At 72.2% G+C, this 16,508-nt stretch carries 14 protein-coding genes and 2 pseudogenes; 8 read left to right on the top strand and 8 right to left on the bottom strand.

Annotated features, from left to right (window positions below):
• Positions 1 to 255 precede the first annotated feature (255 nt).
• A complete protein-coding gene (locus ASC56_RS16760) occupies positions 256 to 726 on the bottom strand; it encodes a hypothetical protein (RefSeq protein WP_055492211.1) in 471 nt (156 codons plus the stop codon).
• A gap of 104 nt (positions 727 to 830) precedes the next feature.
• Between ASC56_RS16760 and ASC56_RS16755 the strand changes: the two genes are divergently transcribed.
• The 3 genes and pseudogenes from ASC56_RS16755 (at position 831) to ASC56_RS16745 (ending at position 3,508) form a co-directional block, all read left to right on the top strand.
• On the top strand, positions 831 to 1,466 hold the full coding sequence (locus ASC56_RS16755) for an NAD(P)-dependent oxidoreductase (RefSeq protein WP_055492210.1): 636 nt from the start codon (positions 831 to 833) through the stop codon (positions 1,464 to 1,466).
• A gap of 364 nt (positions 1,467 to 1,830) precedes the next feature.
• Positions 1,831 to 2,061: pseudogene (locus ASC56_RS41950) on the top strand (SpoIIE family protein phosphatase); the annotation flags it as partial.
• A 127-nt stretch (positions 2,062 to 2,188) separates the two neighbouring features.
• Complete coding sequence (locus ASC56_RS16745; protein ID WP_055492208.1) at positions 2,189 to 3,508, top strand: hypothetical protein; 1,320 nt, start codon at positions 2,189 to 2,191, stop codon at positions 3,506 to 3,508.
• Between the two features lie 22 nt (positions 3,509 to 3,530).
• Here the strand turns inward: ASC56_RS16745 and ASC56_RS16740 are convergent, their stop codons facing one another.
• The 3 genes from ASC56_RS16740 to ASC56_RS38100 all read right to left on the bottom strand — a co-directional run bounded on the left by ASC56_RS16740 (position 3,531) and on the right by ASC56_RS38100 (position 7,123).
• On the bottom strand, positions 3,531 to 5,489 hold the full coding sequence (locus ASC56_RS16740) for an Ig-like domain repeat protein (RefSeq protein ID WP_371330072.1): 1,959 nt from the start codon (positions 5,487 to 5,489) through the stop codon (positions 3,531 to 3,533).
• Positions 5,490 to 5,619: 130 nt separating this feature from the next.
• On the bottom strand, positions 5,620 to 6,861 hold the full coding sequence (locus ASC56_RS16735; protein ID WP_055492206.1) for an amidohydrolase: 1,242 nt from the start codon (positions 6,859 to 6,861) through the stop codon (positions 5,620 to 5,622).
• Positions 6,862 to 6,940: 79 nt separating this feature from the next.
• Complete coding sequence (locus ASC56_RS38100; protein WP_079102544.1) at positions 6,941 to 7,123, bottom strand: hypothetical protein; 183 nt, start codon at positions 7,121 to 7,123, stop codon at positions 6,941 to 6,943.
• Between the two features lie 195 nt (positions 7,124 to 7,318).
• On the opposite strand from ASC56_RS38100, the gene ASC56_RS16730 reads away from it, so the two are divergent.
• Positions 7,319 to 8,662, top strand: coding sequence for a helix-turn-helix transcriptional regulator (locus ASC56_RS16730; protein ID WP_055492205.1), 1,344 nt, complete (start codon positions 7,319 to 7,321; stop codon positions 8,660 to 8,662).
• 12 nt (positions 8,663 to 8,674) lie between these two features.
• Here ASC56_RS16730 and ASC56_RS16725 read toward each other — a convergent pair whose 3' ends face one another.
• Complete coding sequence (locus ASC56_RS16725; protein ID WP_055492204.1) at positions 8,675 to 10,519, bottom strand: alkyl/aryl-sulfatase; 1,845 nt, start codon at positions 10,517 to 10,519, stop codon at positions 8,675 to 8,677.
• A 317-nt stretch (positions 10,520 to 10,836) separates the two neighbouring features.
• Positions 10,837 to 11,259, bottom strand: a complete 423-nt coding sequence (locus tag ASC56_RS16720) for a MarR family winged helix-turn-helix transcriptional regulator (protein ID WP_055492203.1) — start codon at positions 11,257 to 11,259, stop codon at positions 10,837 to 10,839.
• 64 nt (positions 11,260 to 11,323) lie between these two features.
• On the opposite strand from ASC56_RS16720, the gene ASC56_RS16715 reads away from it, so the two are divergent.
• Together ASC56_RS16715 and ASC56_RS16710 are read left to right on the top strand one after the other, a co-directional pair.
• Positions 11,324 to 12,097, top strand: a complete 774-nt coding sequence (locus ASC56_RS16715; protein WP_079102543.1) for an alpha/beta fold hydrolase — start codon at positions 11,324 to 11,326, stop codon at positions 12,095 to 12,097.
• Between the two features lie 71 nt (positions 12,098 to 12,168).
• Complete coding sequence (locus ASC56_RS16710) at positions 12,169 to 12,447, top strand: ribosomal protein L7/L12 (protein WP_055492202.1); 279 nt, start codon at positions 12,169 to 12,171, stop codon at positions 12,445 to 12,447.
• A gap of 8 nt (positions 12,448 to 12,455) precedes the next feature.
• Here the strand turns inward: ASC56_RS16710 and ASC56_RS42795 are convergent.
• A pseudogene (locus ASC56_RS42795) lies at positions 12,456 to 12,725 on the bottom strand (sporulation protein); the annotation flags it as partial.
• Between the two features lie 382 nt (positions 12,726 to 13,107).
• Between ASC56_RS42795 and ASC56_RS16705 the strand changes: the two are divergent.
• On the top strand, positions 13,108 to 14,217 hold the full coding sequence (locus ASC56_RS16705; protein ID WP_199836009.1) for a HoxN/HupN/NixA family nickel/cobalt transporter: 1,110 nt from the start codon (positions 13,108 to 13,110) through the stop codon (positions 14,215 to 14,217).
• Positions 14,218 to 14,571: 354 nt separating this feature from the next.
• On the top strand, positions 14,572 to 15,501 hold the full coding sequence (locus ASC56_RS16700) for a hypothetical protein (protein ID WP_055492201.1): 930 nt from the start codon (positions 14,572 to 14,574) through the stop codon (positions 15,499 to 15,501).
• A gap of 234 nt (positions 15,502 to 15,735) precedes the next feature.
• Here the strand turns inward: ASC56_RS16700 and ASC56_RS16695 are convergent, their stop codons facing one another.
• Positions 15,736 to 16,479 (bottom strand): DUF4142 domain-containing protein, encoded by a 744-nt coding sequence (locus tag ASC56_RS16695; RefSeq protein ID WP_055492200.1) that lies wholly within the window; start codon positions 16,477 to 16,479, stop codon positions 15,736 to 15,738.
• Positions 16,480 to 16,508: the final 29 nt, after the last annotated feature.

The following is a 16,508-nucleotide window of genomic DNA, read 5'->3' as shown; positions in this document are numbered from 1 at the left end:
CGGCGGCGGGCGGGGCCGTGCTCTCCGGTGGAGGGTTCACCCGAACGGGTGTTATCTGGTGGTGGGGAGAGGAACGGGCTCAGGCTCCTCGACCGGCCCCCGGGACCGGGATCCCGGGTGGCGGGGTGAGTGAGGGAGACGCATGAGGCCCCGGCGTCGGCGTGGCCGTCGCGCCGGGGTCTCGTGCGCCGGGGCCGGTCCTCTCCGACTGGGGCCGCCGGTCCTGGTGCGCCGGGAAGGAAGGCTGACCGGTGGTCAGCCGAACCGGTGTCCCTCCGCGTCCTCGTGTGTGTAGTAGCGGTAGAAGGCGGACACGAACACGGCCACGGCGACCGCGAGCGCGATGCCGATCGCGCGCAGCACGCTCTCACCGGTCTGGCTGTACAGGAAGCCGAGCGCGATGCCCGCGAACGCCGCCCACAGCACCGCGTGCAACTCGCGCCGCAGCCGCGGCGTCACCATGAGCAGGCCGGTGCACACGGCCGCGAACACGATCGCGCACACGAAACCGAACAGCAGGTTCCAGCCGGTGATGGGACCGGCGTCGCGCCGCATCGCCGCGGCCCAGTAGCCGTAGACCAGCCCGAGGACGACGGGCACCGCCACCCGTGCCACGGCGTGCGTCCGCTCGTCGAAGACGTCGGGCGGGCGGTAGGCCCCGCCGGGCCCGGGGGATGGGGTGACGGGCGTGCGTGGTGTCCCTGACGCGGGTGCCGCATGAGCCATCGGAGCACTCCTTCCTCCTCGCCCCTGCCCTCCAGAGCACACCTGGCAGGGGCGGCCGGCAAGTCGGGATGCACAGGCCGGGGGGCCGTGTTTCGCTGGGCCTCATGAGGATCGTGCTGTTCGGGGCGACGGGGATGGTGGGCAGCCGGATCGCAGCGGAGGCGGCACGGCGCGGGCATCAGGTCACTGCCGTGAGCCGCTCGGGCCGGTCACCGGTGCCCGGGGTGACCGGCGCCGCGGCCGACGCCTCGGATCCGGCGCGGGTCGCCGCGCTGGCGGCCGGGGCGGACGCGGTGGCGAGCGCGTGCGGACCGCCCCGGGACGGTTCGGAGCCGACGGAGCCGTTCCTCGCCCTCAACCGCGCTCTGGTGCGGGGCACACGCGACGCCGGTGTGCGACGGCTCGTCGTGGTCGGCGGCGCCGGCAGCCTGGAGGTCGCTCCCGGCCGGGAGCTGGTCGACCAGCCCGGCTTCCCCGAGTCCCTCGTGCCCGAGGCGCTCGCCCACCGCGCGGCCCTGGAGTACTACCGCACGGTCGACGACCTGGACTGGACGTACATCTCCCCCGCCGCCGAGATCGGCCCCGGTGAGCGCACGGGCCGTTTCCGGGTGGGCGACGACCTGCTGCTCACCGACGCGGACGGCACCAGCCGGATCAGCGCCGAGGACTACGCGGCCGCGTTCCTGGACGAACTGGAGGAGGGCGCGCATCCGCGCGCCCGCACGTCGGTCGCCTACTGACCGAACGGACCGCGACGCGGGTGCCCGCCACGCCACCACCCCACGACCCACCACCCCGCGACCGGCCGGAGGAGGGCCTGAGGGAGGACGCGGCGCCAGGGCATGCCCGCCTCCTCCACTCCACGGGGGCCGAGGCGCTGAGCAGGCGGGCCCATCCGCTGCGTGTGCGCGGCCGCAGTGTCGCCTGTCTGCCGCCGCTCGTGCTGCTCGTCGCCATCGCCGCGCTCGACTGGAACACGAGCGGCCAGTTCCGGACCATCTCCTGGGTCGTGCTGGTCCCCGGTATCGCGGCCGCGATCTGCGGGCTGCGGGGCACGATCACCACCGCCGTCCTGGCCGTCGTCTCGTACGAGATCGAGGACCACTGCCCCTGGACGGGGTGCTGGAGGCACGGGACGCCGCGGGGGAGTTCTTCCCGCTGCGGGAGTGGGTGGCCCGCGTGGTCGCCGAGGACCCGGGCGTCGCCGAGCCCGGCCGTCTGGTGCGTCTCGTCCGCGACGGCACGCTGCGCCACTGCGGCGGCCACCTCCAGGACGACACCACGATCTTCGCGGTACGACGCCCACTCACGACCGAGGCCCGGGCAGATCCCTGACACCCCGTCGTCTCACCCCTCTGCCGCACAACCCGTGCCATAGGCGGGCGTTTGCTCTCCCTCCGTCGCCCCTTTGCAGGCGCAGCGGTTACCGTGCTGCCGTAAGTGATCGATCGGGGAGGGAACGATGCCCGGAACCGTGCTGCTGCTCGCGGCCTCGCCCGCGGGCAAGGGGTGTCTGGTGGACGCGGCGTCCGTGCTCCCGGTGCTCGCGGCCGTCGCCCCGCCGGTGCTGTCGGGCACGGACACGGCCAACGTCGTCGAACTCGTCGACCCGCTGGAGCCGCAGGCCGTGCTGACCCGGCTGCGGGCCGCCGCGACCGCCCCCGGGCCGCTGACGGTGTTCCTGACCGGACAGCTCCAGCTCGACCGCCGCCAGCGCCTGCCGCACCTGGCGCTGGCCCGCACCACCCCGGCCACGGTCCGCTACACGGGCTTCCCCTGGCACTGGATCCGCGAGGAACTGCGGCTGCGCCCGCCCGGTACGACGACGGTGTTCGCGGACCTGCACGCGGACCCGGAGACCTGGCAGCACCTGTACGCCAACCCCCTGGACTGCGGTCCCGCCGTCCCGCTCTACGGCCGCCTCGCCCCACCGCCGCCGCGCCGCGCGCTGGCGGCCCCGGTGTACATGAAGGCGCTGGCGACGATCCTGCGCAGCGGCCACCGCCCGGACCCGGCGACCCTCCACCAGCAGACGCTGACCCGGGCGTACGCGGAGACCGGCGGGCAGGGGGACATCGTCCTGTCCCCGCCCCTCAACCCCCCGGCCCCGGCCCGGGGTTGGCACACCCCGGGGGCGCCGGCGGCCCCTGGGAGTCCCCGGCCGTCGCAGGCCCCGGGGACAATGCCGGCACAGCAGGCGGCTCCGGCCTCCGTACCGCCCCTGGTCTCCGTACCGCCCCGGGCCCCCGTACCGCCTTTGGTCTCCGTACCGCCCCTGGTCTCCGTACCGCCCCTAGCCCCCGTACCGCCCCTGGCCTCCGTACCGCCCCGGGCCACCGCCCCGGCGGCCCCGGATCCGCACGCCGCGCTCACCGCCGCCGTGCAGGACGGCCGGCACGCGGAGGCGGCCGATCTCGCGGCGCAGTGGGAGCGGGCCGCGCTGCGGGAGCACGGCTCCGGCTCCGAGGAGGCTCTCCACTGGATGGAGGTCCGCGCCGACCTCGCGATGCTCGCGGGCGATGCCGACCGCAGCTGTGAGGCCTGGCTGGCGGTCGCCACCGTCCGCCTGGCGGCCGGTCAGCCCCCCGGGCTCCCGGCGGTGGAGGCGGCCGTCGACCGCGCCCACCACCAGTGGGGCCGGATGCGCGATACGGCACGGGCCCGTGAACTGGGCCCCGCGCTCGCCGACTTGAGGCAACGGGTGCCGGGCCGCCGCGAAGGTGCCCTGACCCATGTCCAGGAGCACCTTCGCCGCCTCCAGCAGCTTCAGACCCAGCCGTGACGGTGCACGGCCGCACGGGTCGTCAGCTGGTGAAGAGGAAGTACCGCCACGCCCCGTGCGTCGTCGAGTTCACCGTGTCGCCCGAGGTCGCGTTGTAGTACGAGGAGCGGACGCGGAAGCGGTACCCGGTCTCGTGGGTGCCGGTGAGACGGACCTTGGAGACGCCCGTGGAGCTCAGCTTGAAGTACTGCGAGCCCGCGTCGTGCCAGGTGCCCTGGTAGTAGACCTGCAGCTCCAGCTTCTGGCTGCGGCCCGGGTAGGCCGTCATCGTCGTGGTGAACAGCGGGTCATGGGACTTGTGGAAGTAGTAGTAGGTCTGGCCCCAGGTGTTCTTCGTCTTGTAGTGGCCGCCGACCGACGTGGAGACCTGTACCTGCGCGTGGACGGTGCTGGTAGCCGTCCTCGGCTGGTAGCGGGCGTCGCCCGTGAACCTCGCGGTGACGGTGGTGTCGCGGGTCAGGCGGAGGGTGACGGACAGGTTGCCGTCCCGGTTGACCGTGCCGGACTTCACCAGCTTGTTCGGCTTGTCGGAACCGAACGGGTCGGCCCAGATCTCGACCGTGCGGTTCCTGTACGTCGAGCCGAGGTGCGCGGTGAAGGTCACGTCCTTGCCGTACCCGTACACCTTGCCGTCGTTGTTCAGCGTCACGGTGGTCGCGGTGCGGGAGACCTCGACGGTGTCGGAGGCCGTGGCGGAGGTGTGGGTGGCGTCGCCTGCGTAGGTGACCGTGTAGGTGACCTTGCCGCCCGCGGGCGGGGTGTCGGTGAAGGAGAACTTCCCGTCGGCGCCGAGGGACGTGGTGCCGAGCGAGGTGCCGTTCGGGGACTCCGTGTCCGTGCGGGTGACCGTCAGCGGGGTCCCGGCGGGCAGCGGCACGGACGCGGTGAGCGCCCCGCTGACGGTGAGGGCCTTGCCACGGGTGGCGGTGGACGGCGCGTCGACCGTCAGCACCGGCCTGGAGAAGACCGGGTCGGTCAGGACGCGCAGCGAGTACACGCCCTGGCTGTTCTCGGAGACCGCGAACAGGCGGCTCTCGTCCGGGGCCCAGGCCAGGCCCCGGGGCGCCAGGGTGTCCGAGCCGCTGGTGTTGCCCGTGTTCGGGAAGTCGTACTGGCGGACGGGGGTCGTGGTGTGGGGCTTGAAGACATGGACGTCGGGGTCGTACCACGAGAAGGTGCCGCCCGCGACCGTGCCGTCGGGGGCGACGGCCACCGCGTTGGGATAGGGGTTGGTGGGGTACTTCCCGTCCGCCGTGAGGTCGGAGGTCTTGAACACCTGCTGGTAGTACGGGGCGCCGCTGGCCACGATGACGTCCTGGCCGTCCGGGGTGACCTTGATGTCCCCGAGGTTGCTGCCGGCGTCCCGGGTGCTCGCCAGGCGGGTGACGGTGCCCGACGAGACGTCGTACGAGGCCAGTTCGACCGGGCTCTGCCCGACCGCGCCCGCCACCAGCGTGTTGGAGCCCGGGGCGGCGTCCAGGATCGGCGCGCTGTACCAGCTGCGGTCCAGGTCGAGAGCGACCACGGGCTGCCCGCCCGAGAGGTCGAGCGAGCCGAGGTTGCCCTGGGCGGCCGCGCCGTAGCCGAACCAGAGCTTGCCGCCCGCCAGCGCGACGCTCAGCGGGCCGTGGCCCACCGGGTAACGCGCGGACTCGGTGTCCGTCGCCGTGTCGATCGCCGCGATCGCGTCGGCGTCCCGCACGGCCGCGTACAACGTGCCGGAGTCGGCGGACAGTTCGAGGCCGGTCACGCCCGGAAGGTTCGTGACCTCCTTGACGACGGTCCCGCTGTAGTCGGTCACGACGATCTTGCCGTCGTTCGGGTCGCTGACGAAGACCCGCTGGTGGACCCCGTCCACCACGATGTCACCGGTCGACGTGACCGGCAGGATCCGGCTGGAGTCGGCGAAGGCGGGTGCGGCGGCGAGCGCCGCCGAACTGAAGAGGACCGCCAGGGTCGTGGCGGCTGTGAGGGTGCGCATACGCACGCTGATTCGAACCCCCCGGGTCGAGAGTGGGCGCCAGGACGCACGGCCGTTGTGCGGTTCCCGTGGGTCCTGTGGGTCCTGTGGGTCCTGTGGGGCCGTGTGTGGCGAGTGAGCGAAGACTAGGTCATGCCAATGACAAGTGCGCCAGCGCCCCGGAGACCAGAGTCCGCACGCCGGGCAGGAGTGTGGACAGATCGGGCGCGAAGTGGGGGCTGTGGTTGCTCGGCACCGCGGCGAACTTCTCCATCAGGTCCGCGCCCGGCGCCGCCTCCCACACGTCGGCCGGGGTGCTCGTCACGAACCAGTAGGAGTACGGGACTCCGTCCGGTGCCAGGTGCGGGAAGTCCTCGCTGCCCATCGCCGGGCCCGGGTCGAAGACCGTGGCCGCCCCGAAGACCTCGCCGTGCACGGCGGCCACGCGGTGGTCCGTGCCGGGGTCGTTGACCGTGACCGGGAAGTCGGCGCCGATGGTCACCTCGGGCTCGCGCGGGCAGCCCGCCGCCAGGCACTCGCCCGCCGCGATGCGCCGGACGGCGGCGGTCATCCGGTCGCGGACCTCGGCCGACTGCGTGCGCAGATTCAGGGCGATGTGCGCCTGTGACGGGATGATGTTGTGCCGGGTGCCCGCCTCGATGCGGCCCACGGTGAGCACCGCGGAGTCGCGCGCCGCGATCTCCCGGCTGACGACGGTCTGCAGCCGGGTGACGAGGTAAGCGGCCGTCACCACGGGGTCCACGGTCGACTCCGGGCGCGAGCCGTGGCCGCCCCGGCCGTGCACGACGACGTCCACGTCCGTCGAGGCGGACAGGATCAGCCCCGGGGAGTGCGCGTAGAGCCCGGCCGGCCCCGGCGCCGCGTGCTGGGCGAGCAGCACGTCGGGGCGGGGGAAGCGCTCGTACAACCCGTCCGCGACCATGGCCCGTGCGCCCTGGCCGGTCTCCTCGGCGGGCTGGCCCACGACCACCAGCGTGCCCGACCAGGCCTCGCGCCCGGCGGCCAGCGCGCGGGCCGCGCCCGCCAGCCAGGTGACGTGCAGATCGTGCCCGCAGGCGTGCATCACCCCGGGCACCTCCGAGGCGTAGGGCAGCCCCGTCTCCTCGCCGACCGGCAGCGCGTCCATGTCGGCGCGCAGCAGTACGGTGGGCCCGTCGCCGTTGCGCAGCACCCCGACGACGCCGGTGCCGCCGACACCCTCGGCGGTCTCGAATCCCGCCTTGCGCAGCCGCTCGGCGAACTTCCCGGCGGTGCGGTACTCCTGCAGGGACAGTTCGGGATGGCGGTGCAGATCCCGGTAGAGGGCCTCCAGGTCGGTGACCGGGAGGCCGGCGGTGAGGTCCAGCGCGGTGCGTGCGGCGGGGGAGGTCACGGGGCAAGCGTATGCGGGAGCCCCAGGGGCCGAACCGGATACCGGCCTGGCCTTGCCGAGGGCGCCCTCGGTCGCAGCACTAGGCGTGCCGGACGTGCTGGGTCTGCTGGAGCGGCCCCGCCCCCGGTCCCGGTGCAGCCGCCCGCGCGGGGCCCGCGTTGGCCGCCGCGATCAGGGCGGCCACGGCCACGACGGCCGCGGCGAAACCTCTGGCGTATCGCGCGGATACGCGTCCCTGGCGCAGGCACAGGCGTCCGAGCACGGCAACCGACCTCGCAATTACAGCGACGGATTATGGGGTCCTTGCATGCTTAAGGTCTCTTCCAACCTAGGGGGTCGGGTGGTCGCACGGGAAGGGCGCCTGGGAGCCGGAGTGCCCCCGTATGGCCGGGTAGGGGGTTGACGGGAAGTCAGTAGTGCTCTCGGCACAAGTGCCCTTACTGGCATGATTGATCGCATGGCGGAGCGGGACGACCCGGAAACCATCGGACGCAGGGTCCAGCGGCTGCGACGCGAACGCGGGCTCACTCAGAGGCAGTTGGCCGAACCCGCCTATACGGCCGCGTACGTCTCCACGCTGGAGGCCGGCCGGGTCCGCCCCTCCGACGAGGCGCTGAGGCATCTCGCCGGGCGTCTCGGCGTCGCCTATGACGAGCTGGCCACCGGCCGTCCGGCCCACCTCGCCACCGGTCTGCGGCTGCGCCTGACCGACGCCCAGCGCACTCTCGCCACCGGTGAGGCCGAGGTCGCGGCCGAGCAGTACGGCGCCCTGCTGACCGAGGCCGAGGCGCACGGCCTCGGCGCCGAGCGGGCGGCGGCGCTGCTCGGCCTGGGTGAGTGCGCGCTGGAGCTGGGTGACCTGGTGACGGGCCGGGAGTACTTCGAGCGGGCCGAGCAGGTTCTGGGCGACGCGCCGCTGCCCAGCCGGGTCCCGGCGCTGCGCGGGCGGGCCGTCTCCCACTACCTGGCCGGTGAACTCCGCTACGCCTGCTATCTGCTGGAGTCCACCCTCGACGAGCTCAACCGCTCCGGACTGCGCGACCCGGACGCCCTGCTGCTGCTCTACGCGAGCGCCATCGGCCCGTACATGGACATGGGCGCGCACGCGCGGGCGGCGCAGGCGGCCGAGTTCGCGCTGGCGCTCGCGCCGCAGGTGGGCGATCCGGCGCTCGTCGCGCGCATGCACCGCTCGGTGGCGCGCACGCTCCTCGCGGAGGGCCGGATCGCCGAGGCGGACGCCTCCCTCGCCAAGGCCACCGAGCTCTACCGCCAGCTGCAGATCCGCACCGAGCTGGCCAACTGCCACTGGATGCGCGGCTACCTGTACGCACAGCACGGCGAACTGGATCGCGCCGAGAGCGAGTTGCGCGAGGCCCTCGCCATGCTCTCCGAGAAGCGGGCCGCCCTCTACAGCAGCCAGGTCGCGGTGGAGCTGGCGGACGTGCTGCACCGCGGCGGCAAGTCCGCGGAGGCCGCGCGGCTGCTGAACGGCGTCCTCGGCGACATCGGCCCCGAGCGCGGCGCCGTGCACTCGGCCGCCGCGCACCGCCTCCTCGGCATCATCGCGGAGGACGCCCGCGACACGGAGGACGCCGAGGAGCACTACGTCCGCGCGCTCAGCCTGCTGGAGCGGGCCGGCGCGGCGGGCGACCTGGCGGACCTGTGCCGACTGCTCGGCGATCTGCTTCGCCGTACGGGCCGGGTGGAGGCGGCCCTCGACGCGTACCGCACGGGCCTCGGCCACCGCACCGCCCCCGGCACCACGACCCTGGGCCCGGCACCGGCACAACCGCCGCTCTGAGGCGCCGTGGTTCTAGGGTGTGACGATCGCGAACGCCCGGTCCGGCGCCGTCACATACGAGAACAGCCGCTTCAGCAGCCCCCGGTCCCCCTCCGTCTCGATGCCCGCGAGGCCCTTGCCCGCCAGCAGTCCCAGGAGTTCGGGGCGGGTGAGGGTGAGCGTCAGGCCCGCGTGCGGCCTCGGTGTGCGGTGCAGCGGCAGGCTGCGGTGCGTGAGCGCGCCGTGCTCCAGATTGATCCGGTGCCTGCGCTGCTCGTCGATCACGACCAGGTCGATGATCAGCTGCGGCTCCCGCGCCGCGCGTGGCCCGTCGATGCGCACCGCGAGGGAGTCCAGCAGCATGCCCACGGCGAGCGCCGATGTGGTCTCGGCCGTGTCCGTGGCGACGGCGGGTCCGCCCGGGCCGGTGCGCAGTTCCCGCGCGCCGGTCAGATAGACGTTGCGCCAGGGCCCGTTCTCGGCGCCGTGCCCGAGCCGTTCGTACACGCCCGCGAGGGCTTCCTTCGCCTCCTCGTCGTCCGGGTGGGCGAAGACGAGGTGGTTGAGAAGGGTGGCGGCGAAGCGCAGGTCACCGGTGTCGGCGTACCGCCGGGCCGCCGCGAGTGTCGCCTCGGGGCCGCCCGCCACCTCCACGTACCGCCGGGCGAGTTCGACGGGCGGGTGCTCCCAGAGGTGGGCGGGGTTGCCGTCGTACCACCCCATGTACCGCTGGTAGACGGCCTTCACGTTGTGGTTCAGGGACCCGTAGTAGCCCCGTGCGTGCCAGGCGCCCTCCAGCGCGGGCGGCAGCCGCAGCTCCTCCGCGATCTCCGGTCCGGTCAGGCCGCTGTTGAGCAGTCGCAGGGTCTGGTCGTGCAGATACGCGTACAGGTCCCGTTGTTCCGCGAGCAGCCGGACGACGTTCTCGTGCCCCCAGGTCGGCCAGTGGTGCGAGGCGAACGCCACGTCGTATCCGTCGCCGAAGAAGTCGATGGCCTCGTCGAGATAGCGGGACCAGACGCGGGCGTCACGGACCGGGGCGCCGCGCAGCGTCAGGACGTTGTGCAGGGTGTGCGTGAGGTTCTCGGCCAGGCACAGGGCGCGCCGCTCGGGGAAGAGGAAGTTCATCTCGACCGGGGCCTCGGTGCCCGGCGTCAGCTGGAACAGGATCCGGACGCCGTCCACGGTCTCCGTCTGCCCCGTGTGGGTGATGTCGACGGTCGGCGGGACGAGGGTGACCGTACCGGTGGACAGCGTGGTGCCGAGGCCCGTGCCGATCTGCCCGTCGGGCGCCTTCGGCAGCTGTGCGCCGTACACGAACCCGGCGCGGCGGGCCATCGCGGGCCCGGCGAACACGTTCTCGCTGACCGCGTGCTCCAGGAACCCGGCCGGCGCGAGGACCGGCACCCCCGCCTCCTCCTCGCGCGGCAGCACACCGCGCGCGCCGCCGAAGTGGTCGACATGGGAGTGGGTGTAGAGGAGCCCGGTGACGGGGCGCTCCCCGCGGTGCCCGCGATACAGCGCGAGGGCGGCCGCCGCGCACTCGGCGGAGATCAGGGGATCGACGACGATCACGCCGTCGTGGCCCTCGATCAGGGTCATGTTGGCCAGATCCAGCCCGCGCACCTGGTAGACGCCCTCGGTCACCTCGTACAGGCCCTGGCGCGCGCACAGCTGCGACTGCCGCCACAGACTGGGGTGCGCGGTGCCGGGACAGTCCCCGTCGAGGAACGCGTACGCGTCCCCGTCCCACACCACCCTTCCGTCCTCGGCCGTCACCACCCCGGGCGCCAGGGTGGCGACGAACCCGCGGTCGGCGTTCTCGAAGTCGGTCCGGTCCTCGAAGGGCGGCAGACCGTCAGGGAGGGGGACGTCCATGGGGCCAGCTTCGGGGCGCGGGATGCGGGCGGCCAGCGGTGGGGGACCGTTCGAGGTGCCTGCCCCGCACGAGTCGTCCCCATGACGGTCCGTCGGGGCGCTCCGTCTCACCCGGCCGTCCCGCGGACGGCGAGGCACGGCATGACCAGGACCCTAGTGCTGCGACCGGAAAGGTTCACCGGCTCGCGACGCCCGGCACGGCACCTCGCCGCGTTGTCGCATCGCCCGAGTACATCCAGTACGCGGGCGACGCTCCGCCTTGCGATGCACCGCACCGGACGCCGCGAGCTTGCCGGCAAACCTTTCCGGCCACAGCACTAGCCCTCCCCCGGTTCCCCGGTGAGACGGTGGAGCAGGTCGAGCAGGGTCGTCCGCTCCGCCTCGGTCAGTGGGGCGAAGCACTCGGCCAGGACCTCGTCGGCGACCTGGTGGCCCGCCTTCAGGGTCTCCTCGCCGGCCGGTGTGAGGTGGTGCTCGATACGGCGGCCGTGCCCGGGCCGCCGCTCCAGCAGGCCCTGCGCCACCAGCCGGCCCGCGAGCGTGCCGAAGGCCTGCTCGCTCTGGAACGTCGCCGCGGCCAGCGACCGCGCGGTCGCTCCCGGCGTCCGGCTGATCGCACGCAGCGCGTCCCACTGGGCGAGTGTCGTCCCGACGGTCGTGAGTCGGCCGTCGAGCGCCCGGTGCTGTCGGTACTGGGCTTGCTTGACGGCTCTTCCAAGAGTCTCCAGTTCAGCGGCCATGGAGTCAGGCTAGCATGACAACTAAGGTTGCTTATATAAGGATGCTTAGTTACAGTCCTCGGTCATGACCGAACTCCAAGTGGCTGGACCGAACCCCGAGTTGAACCTGACCCTCGCCGAATCCGGCACCGGACGACCCGTGCTGATCCTGCACGGCGGCGGAGGCCCCGCCACCGTCACCGGACTCGCCGCCCATCTGACACGGACCGCACACACCATCGTCCCCACCCACCCCGGCTGGAACGGCACCCCACGCCCCGAGTGGTTCACCGGCGTCGACGATCTCGCCCTGGCCTATCTGCACCTCCTCCACGACCGGCGGCTGCGCGACGTGCTCGTCGTCGGCTCCTCGCTCGGCGGCTGGATCGGCGCCGAGATGGCCGTACGCGACCAGGCGGGGGTGATCACCGGACTCGTCCTGATCGACGCCGTCGGAGTCGCGGTCGAGGGCGAACCGATCACGGACTTCTTCGCCCTCGACGCCCGGGGGGTCGCCGAGCACGCCTACCACGACCCCGACCGCTTCCACGTCGACCCGGCCGCTGTCCCGGCCGGCCAACTCGCGCTACGACAGGCCGATATGGCCGCCCTGCGGACCGTCGCCGGTGACCCGTACATGCACGACCCGAAGCTGCTGCGCCGCCTGGGGCGCGTCCAGGTCCCCTCCCTTCTGCTGTGGGGTGAGAGCGACCGCATCGTCACACCCGCCTATGGCGCGGCCTATGCCGCCGCGTTCGGCGACGGCCGCCTGGAGGTGATCCCCGAGGCGGGCCATCTGCCCCAGATCGAGCGGGCGGAGGCCACGTTCGCCCTGATCGATGCCTACACCGGGAAGTGAGCAACCACACGTGCATCGCCGCGCGCGCCCGACGGGCCTCCCGCGGAAGTCCACCCCTAGGATCGCGGACCATGGACATATGGGCTGCCTTGGTCGTCTGCGGGCTTCTCCTCTCGGGCATCGCCGGAGTCGAGAGCAGGATCAGACGCGCCGACCGCCGGATCGCCCGGGTCGAGCGGAAACTCGACCTGATCCTCGACCACCTGGGGCTCCACCAGGCCGACCCCGTCCTGGACCAGGTCGCCGCCCTGGTGCGCGACGGCAAGAAGATCCAGGCGATCAAGGTGTATCGCGAGATCACCGGGGCCGACCTGGTGGAGGCCAAGGAAGCGGTGGAGCGGATGGGTTAGCCGTTCTTCTACGCGTCCTCCTCCTCGTCGCCCTCGAAGAAGTCCCCGATCTCGTCGACCACTTCGGCCGCGACCATCCCGCCGACCACCCCGACGGCCAGCCCGGCCGCGCCCGCCGCGACCGCCGTGCCGATGCCCGGACCGGAGCGGTGCCCGTCGTGAGGGCCGCCGTGGTGATGGCCGTGAGGGCTGCCGTGGTGATCGCCGTGGTGGCCGTGATCCGCGTACGGGGCGTGTCCGCCGGGGGCCGGCTGGGTGCCGTATGCCGCGCGGTGTTCCTGTCGAGGACCGTGTCCACCGAGGGGCCGCCTACGCCGATCGCCCCGAGCAGCCGTTTGAACACCATGCCGGTGTCGCTCCTTCACTGGTCGCACTCATCGTCTGTTCGCTGCCGGCCGGCGACCGCTGACGCCGTACGCCGACCCGCTGCCCGTTGAACCGACCATGAAGGTAAAGAAGTTCCCAAGCCGAGGGGTGGGCATCGGAAGTCACCCGTGCGGGGGACCCGTTCCCGCCGCCCGGCCCGCGCGCCGCCCCGCCGGAACCGCCGAGGCTTTACTGCGACTTTCTTGCAACTAGCACACTGCTGCACCAAGGTGGGGATCGCAGTACCCGGAGAAAGAGGGGATTGCACCTCCCCGCGAAGAAAGGCCCCACTCCATGCCTCCGTCCTCCTCCCGGATGCGCATGTCCATCACGCGGCAGGAGTGGGGCCGACTCGGCGGGATGGCCGCGTTCGTGCTGGCGCTGCACGTCATCGGCTGGTTCACGCTCGTCGGGATCGTCGCGCCCGAGCACTACAGCATCGGCGAGAAGTCCTTCGGCGTCGGCATCGGCGTGACCGCGTACACGCTGGGGATGCGGCACGCCTTCGACGCGGACCACATCGCCGCGATCGACAACACCACCCGGAAGCTGATGGGTGAGGGACAACGTCCGCTGTCGGTCGGGTTCTGGTTCTCGCTCGGTCACTCCAGCGTCGTCTTCGGCCTGGCGCTGCTGCTCTCGCTGGGCATCAGGACGTTGGCCGGGCCGGTCCGCGACGACAACTCCGAACTGCACAACATCACGGGCCTGATCGGCACGACGGTCTCCGGCACCTTCCTCTACGTCATCGCCGGGATCAACCTCGTCATCCTGGCCGGCATCTGGAAGGTCTTCCGGCAGATGCGCTCCGGACAGTTCGACGAGGCGGCCCTGGAGGAGCAGCTCGACAACCGCGGTTTCATGAACCGCATCCTCGGCCGAGTGATGAGGTCGATCACCAAGCCCTGGCAGATGTACCCGCTGGGCCTGCTCTTCGGCCTCGGCTTCGACACCGCCACGGAGATCGCGCTCCTCGTCCTGGCCGGTTCCGGCGCCGCCTCGGGTCTGCCCTGGTACGCGATCCTGTGCCTGCCCGTCCTCTTCGCGGCAGGCATGTCGCTTCTCGACACGATCGACGGTTCGTTCATGAACTTCGCGTACGGGTGGGCGTTCTCCAAGCCGGTCCGCAAGGTCTACTACAACCTCACCATCACGGGTCTGTCCGTGGCCGTCGCGCTGATCATCGGCACGGTCGAGCTGCTCGGCCTGCTCGCCGAGAAGCTCCGGCTGCACGGGGTGTTCTGGGACTGGATCGCGGGAGTCGACCTCAACACCCTCGGGTTCGTGATCGTCGCGATGTTCTTCGCCACGTGGGTGCTCGCCCTGGTGGTGTGGAAGGTCGGGCGCATCGAGGAGAAGTGGACGGCGGGACTGGCCCGGCCGGCGGAGCAGGGCGCCGAGTAGGGGACGCCCGGTCCCGGCCTCGTACTCGTGCAGGACCTCGTCCCGCGGGTCGTCGAAGGTGTCGTCCAGCCATGGGCTGGTCGTCCGTGCGGCGGTCGAGGTCTTCTCGGGCTCGCCGGGTGAACGGAATGAGTCATTCCCAATGTGGCCGAAACGTGATGACCAGTGAAGTCGTCATGGTTTCAACGAGGTTGACACGCCCCGGGCGCTGATCGAATATGTGCTCGCAATGTGACTCATGTGACCAGTGAGCGCAGTGTTTCTCTTCGACCACTCCTTCCCGGCCACGGTCCCGGCGGCTTCGCGCTGCCAGCTGCCGTAGCCGGGTCTCGGCTCATGAAGTTGGGGGACCGCATGCCCGATGCGAGACATGTCACCGTACGCCGCCTGCTGGGGACGGGTGCCGCGGCGCTCACTCTCACCGCGGTGACCGGCGGCGCCGCCTGGGCCACGGACACGCCCGGTGGCGACGGCTGGGACAGGGCGGGCCACGGCTACGCGTCCGGCACAGGCCCGGGCACGGTCACCGAGGCCGACCGCTGCCAGTTCTCGCTGGACGGCACCGCCTTCACCGACTCGGTCCGGGTGGACGACCAGAACCTGAAGCCGACCGAGGACGGCAAGGTCCACATCAAGGTGCGGGCCGCGGGTGAAGCGTCCACCTGCACGGCCTCCCTCGCCTCCTACCGGACGCACGGCGCCACCTTCAACATCTCCGGCCCGCAGGTCTTCCATGACTTCGACTCCGTGACGGTGAAGCAGGGGGAGACCGACTCGCTGGACATCGCGGTTCCGGACGCGGGCTGCTTCGGGCAGATCGACCTGTACCGGGGCAAGGTGAAGTTCGACGGCGACTTCGGCGCGAACGACGGCTTCGAGCACGGTGACCTGCCCAAGGGCCCGGACCGCCCGGTCATCAAGGACAAGCTGATCGCGTCCTGGAACGGCGGTACCAAGGACTGCGCGGCCCCGTCGCCGAGCACCCCGGCGACCACCCCGCCCGCCTCGACGCCGCCCGCGTCCGCGCCGGTCACCACCCCGCCCGCGTCGAGCCCCGCCACCCCGGCCTCCCCGTCGGCGTCGACCTCGACCCCGCCGGCCGAGGTGTCGAGCACGCCTCCGGCGCCGACGCCGAACGGGGGCTCGTCCACCCCGCCCGGCGGTCTCGCCGAGACCGGCGGCGGCAACGCGCTGCCGATCGCGGCCGGTGCGGCGGCGCTGGTCGCGGCGGGCGCGGGTATCGCGTTCGCCGCCCGGCGACGCACCTCCCGCAGCCGCGCATGACGCCCCGCGATGACGCCCGGCGTACGACGCCCCGCGTACGACGCCCCGCGTATGGCGCCCCGCGCATGGCGCCCGGCGTATGACGCCTCCGGCGTTCTTCTAGGCCATCCTCCAAAGGGCCCGGCGCTCTATTCCCCCGGTGAGCGCCGGGCCCTCCTTTCTGAGATTCGGCCGACGGGCCCCGGATGTGGGGGGCGGGGGGCGGGTCCCGTCGGCCCCGCACGTGACGTTCGCTCAGCCCGTGGTCGGCACGGGCGAGGGCGTCGTCGACGGCGGCGGTGTGAAGCCCGGAGGCGGGGAGAGGACCACGGTCGGCTCGCCGGGCTGTGGCGCCGGCGGGGTGAGGTTGCTCTTCGGGTCCTTGGGCGGTGTCGTCTGCTGGAACAGGACCTGGTCGAAGTTCACCAGACCCGTCTGCTCCATCACCGTGATGTGGTCGAGGACCGTGTCGTTGGCCTGGTCGGCGAGCTGGCGGACCAGGGTGTTCCTGGTGGTGGCGCGGATGTTGGCGATGACCGGGAAGATCGCGCCGTGCGTCATGCGCAGGATGTTCGCGAGGTCCTGGTCGAACTGCTTGCCCTGGTCCGAGGTCAGCGTGGCCACGAATCCCTGCTGCTGCGGACTCGCCTGGTTCGGCAGCGTGATGCCCAGCTGCGTGGCCACCTTGCGGCAGGTGATGTCCAGGTTGACGTGCCCGTTGACCAGGTGCTGTCCCGCCGTGCGCACGGCCGGGGACGTGCCCTTCTTCAGGGCCAGCTCCCCGGAGGGGAACTCCCACAGGCCCGCGGCCCGTACCTTGACGACGAAGTCGCGGTCCGCCTCGGTCAGCGGCCCCGCCGAGGTGTTCGCGATCACGCGGTTAGGGGCGCTCGACGTGGTCTGCAGTCCCAGCATGGTGGGATAGGCGAGCGCCGTCAGCGTCAGCATCAGGGCGCCCGCCACGAAGACGGTTCCCGCCGCGTTCCGTGAAATGCGCATGGCACCTCCTGGTTGTTCGGACGCCCAGG

It is taken from the genome of Streptomyces sp. TP-A0356, assembly GCF_001417775.1.
Lineage (GTDB): Bacteria > Actinomycetota > Actinomycetes > Streptomycetales > Streptomycetaceae > Streptomyces.
Note: the sequence above shows the minus strand (reverse complement) of the source record. Positions and strands in the feature narration are given on the sequence as shown.

Bases quoted from the DNA above. Each gene is read 5' to 3' on its own strand.
- ASC56_RS16715 (WP_079102543.1), top strand. From the start codon at position 11,324: ATGACCGAACTCCAAGTGGCTGGACCGAACCCCGAGTTGAACCTGACC.
- ASC56_RS16710 (WP_055492202.1), top strand. From the start codon at position 12,169: ATGGACATATGGGCTGCCTTGGTCGTCTGCGGGCTTCTCCTCTCGGGC.
- ASC56_RS16700 (WP_055492201.1), top strand. From the start codon at position 14,572: ATGCCCGATGCGAGACATGTCACCGTACGCCGCCTGCTGGGGACGGGT.
- ASC56_RS16720 (WP_055492203.1), bottom strand. From the start codon at position 11,259: ATGGCCGCTGAACTGGAGACTCTTGGAAGAGCCGTCAAGCAAGCCCAG.
- ASC56_RS16725 (WP_055492204.1), bottom strand. From the start codon at position 10,519: ATGGACGTCCCCCTCCCTGACGGTCTGCCGCCCTTCGAGGACCGGACC.
- ASC56_RS16695 (WP_055492200.1), bottom strand. From the start codon at position 16,479: ATGCGCATTTCACGGAACGCGGCGGGAACCGTCTTCGTGGCGGGCGCC.
- ASC56_RS16740 (WP_371330072.1), bottom strand. From the start codon at position 5,489: ATGCGCACCCTCACAGCCGCCACGACCCTGGCGGTCCTCTTCAGTTCG.
- ASC56_RS16755 (WP_055492210.1), top strand. From the start codon at position 831: ATGAGGATCGTGCTGTTCGGGGCGACGGGGATGGTGGGCAGCCGGATC.
- ASC56_RS16760 (WP_055492211.1), bottom strand. From the start codon at position 726: ATGGCTCATGCGGCACCCGCGTCAGGGACACCACGCACGCCCGTCACC.
- ASC56_RS16745 (WP_055492208.1), top strand. From the start codon at position 2,189: ATGCCCGGAACCGTGCTGCTGCTCGCGGCCTCGCCCGCGGGCAAGGGG.
- ASC56_RS16730 (WP_055492205.1), top strand. From the start codon at position 7,319: ATGGCGGAGCGGGACGACCCGGAAACCATCGGACGCAGGGTCCAGCGG.
- ASC56_RS16705 (WP_199836009.1), top strand. From the start codon at position 13,108: ATGCCTCCGTCCTCCTCCCGGATGCGCATGTCCATCACGCGGCAGGAG.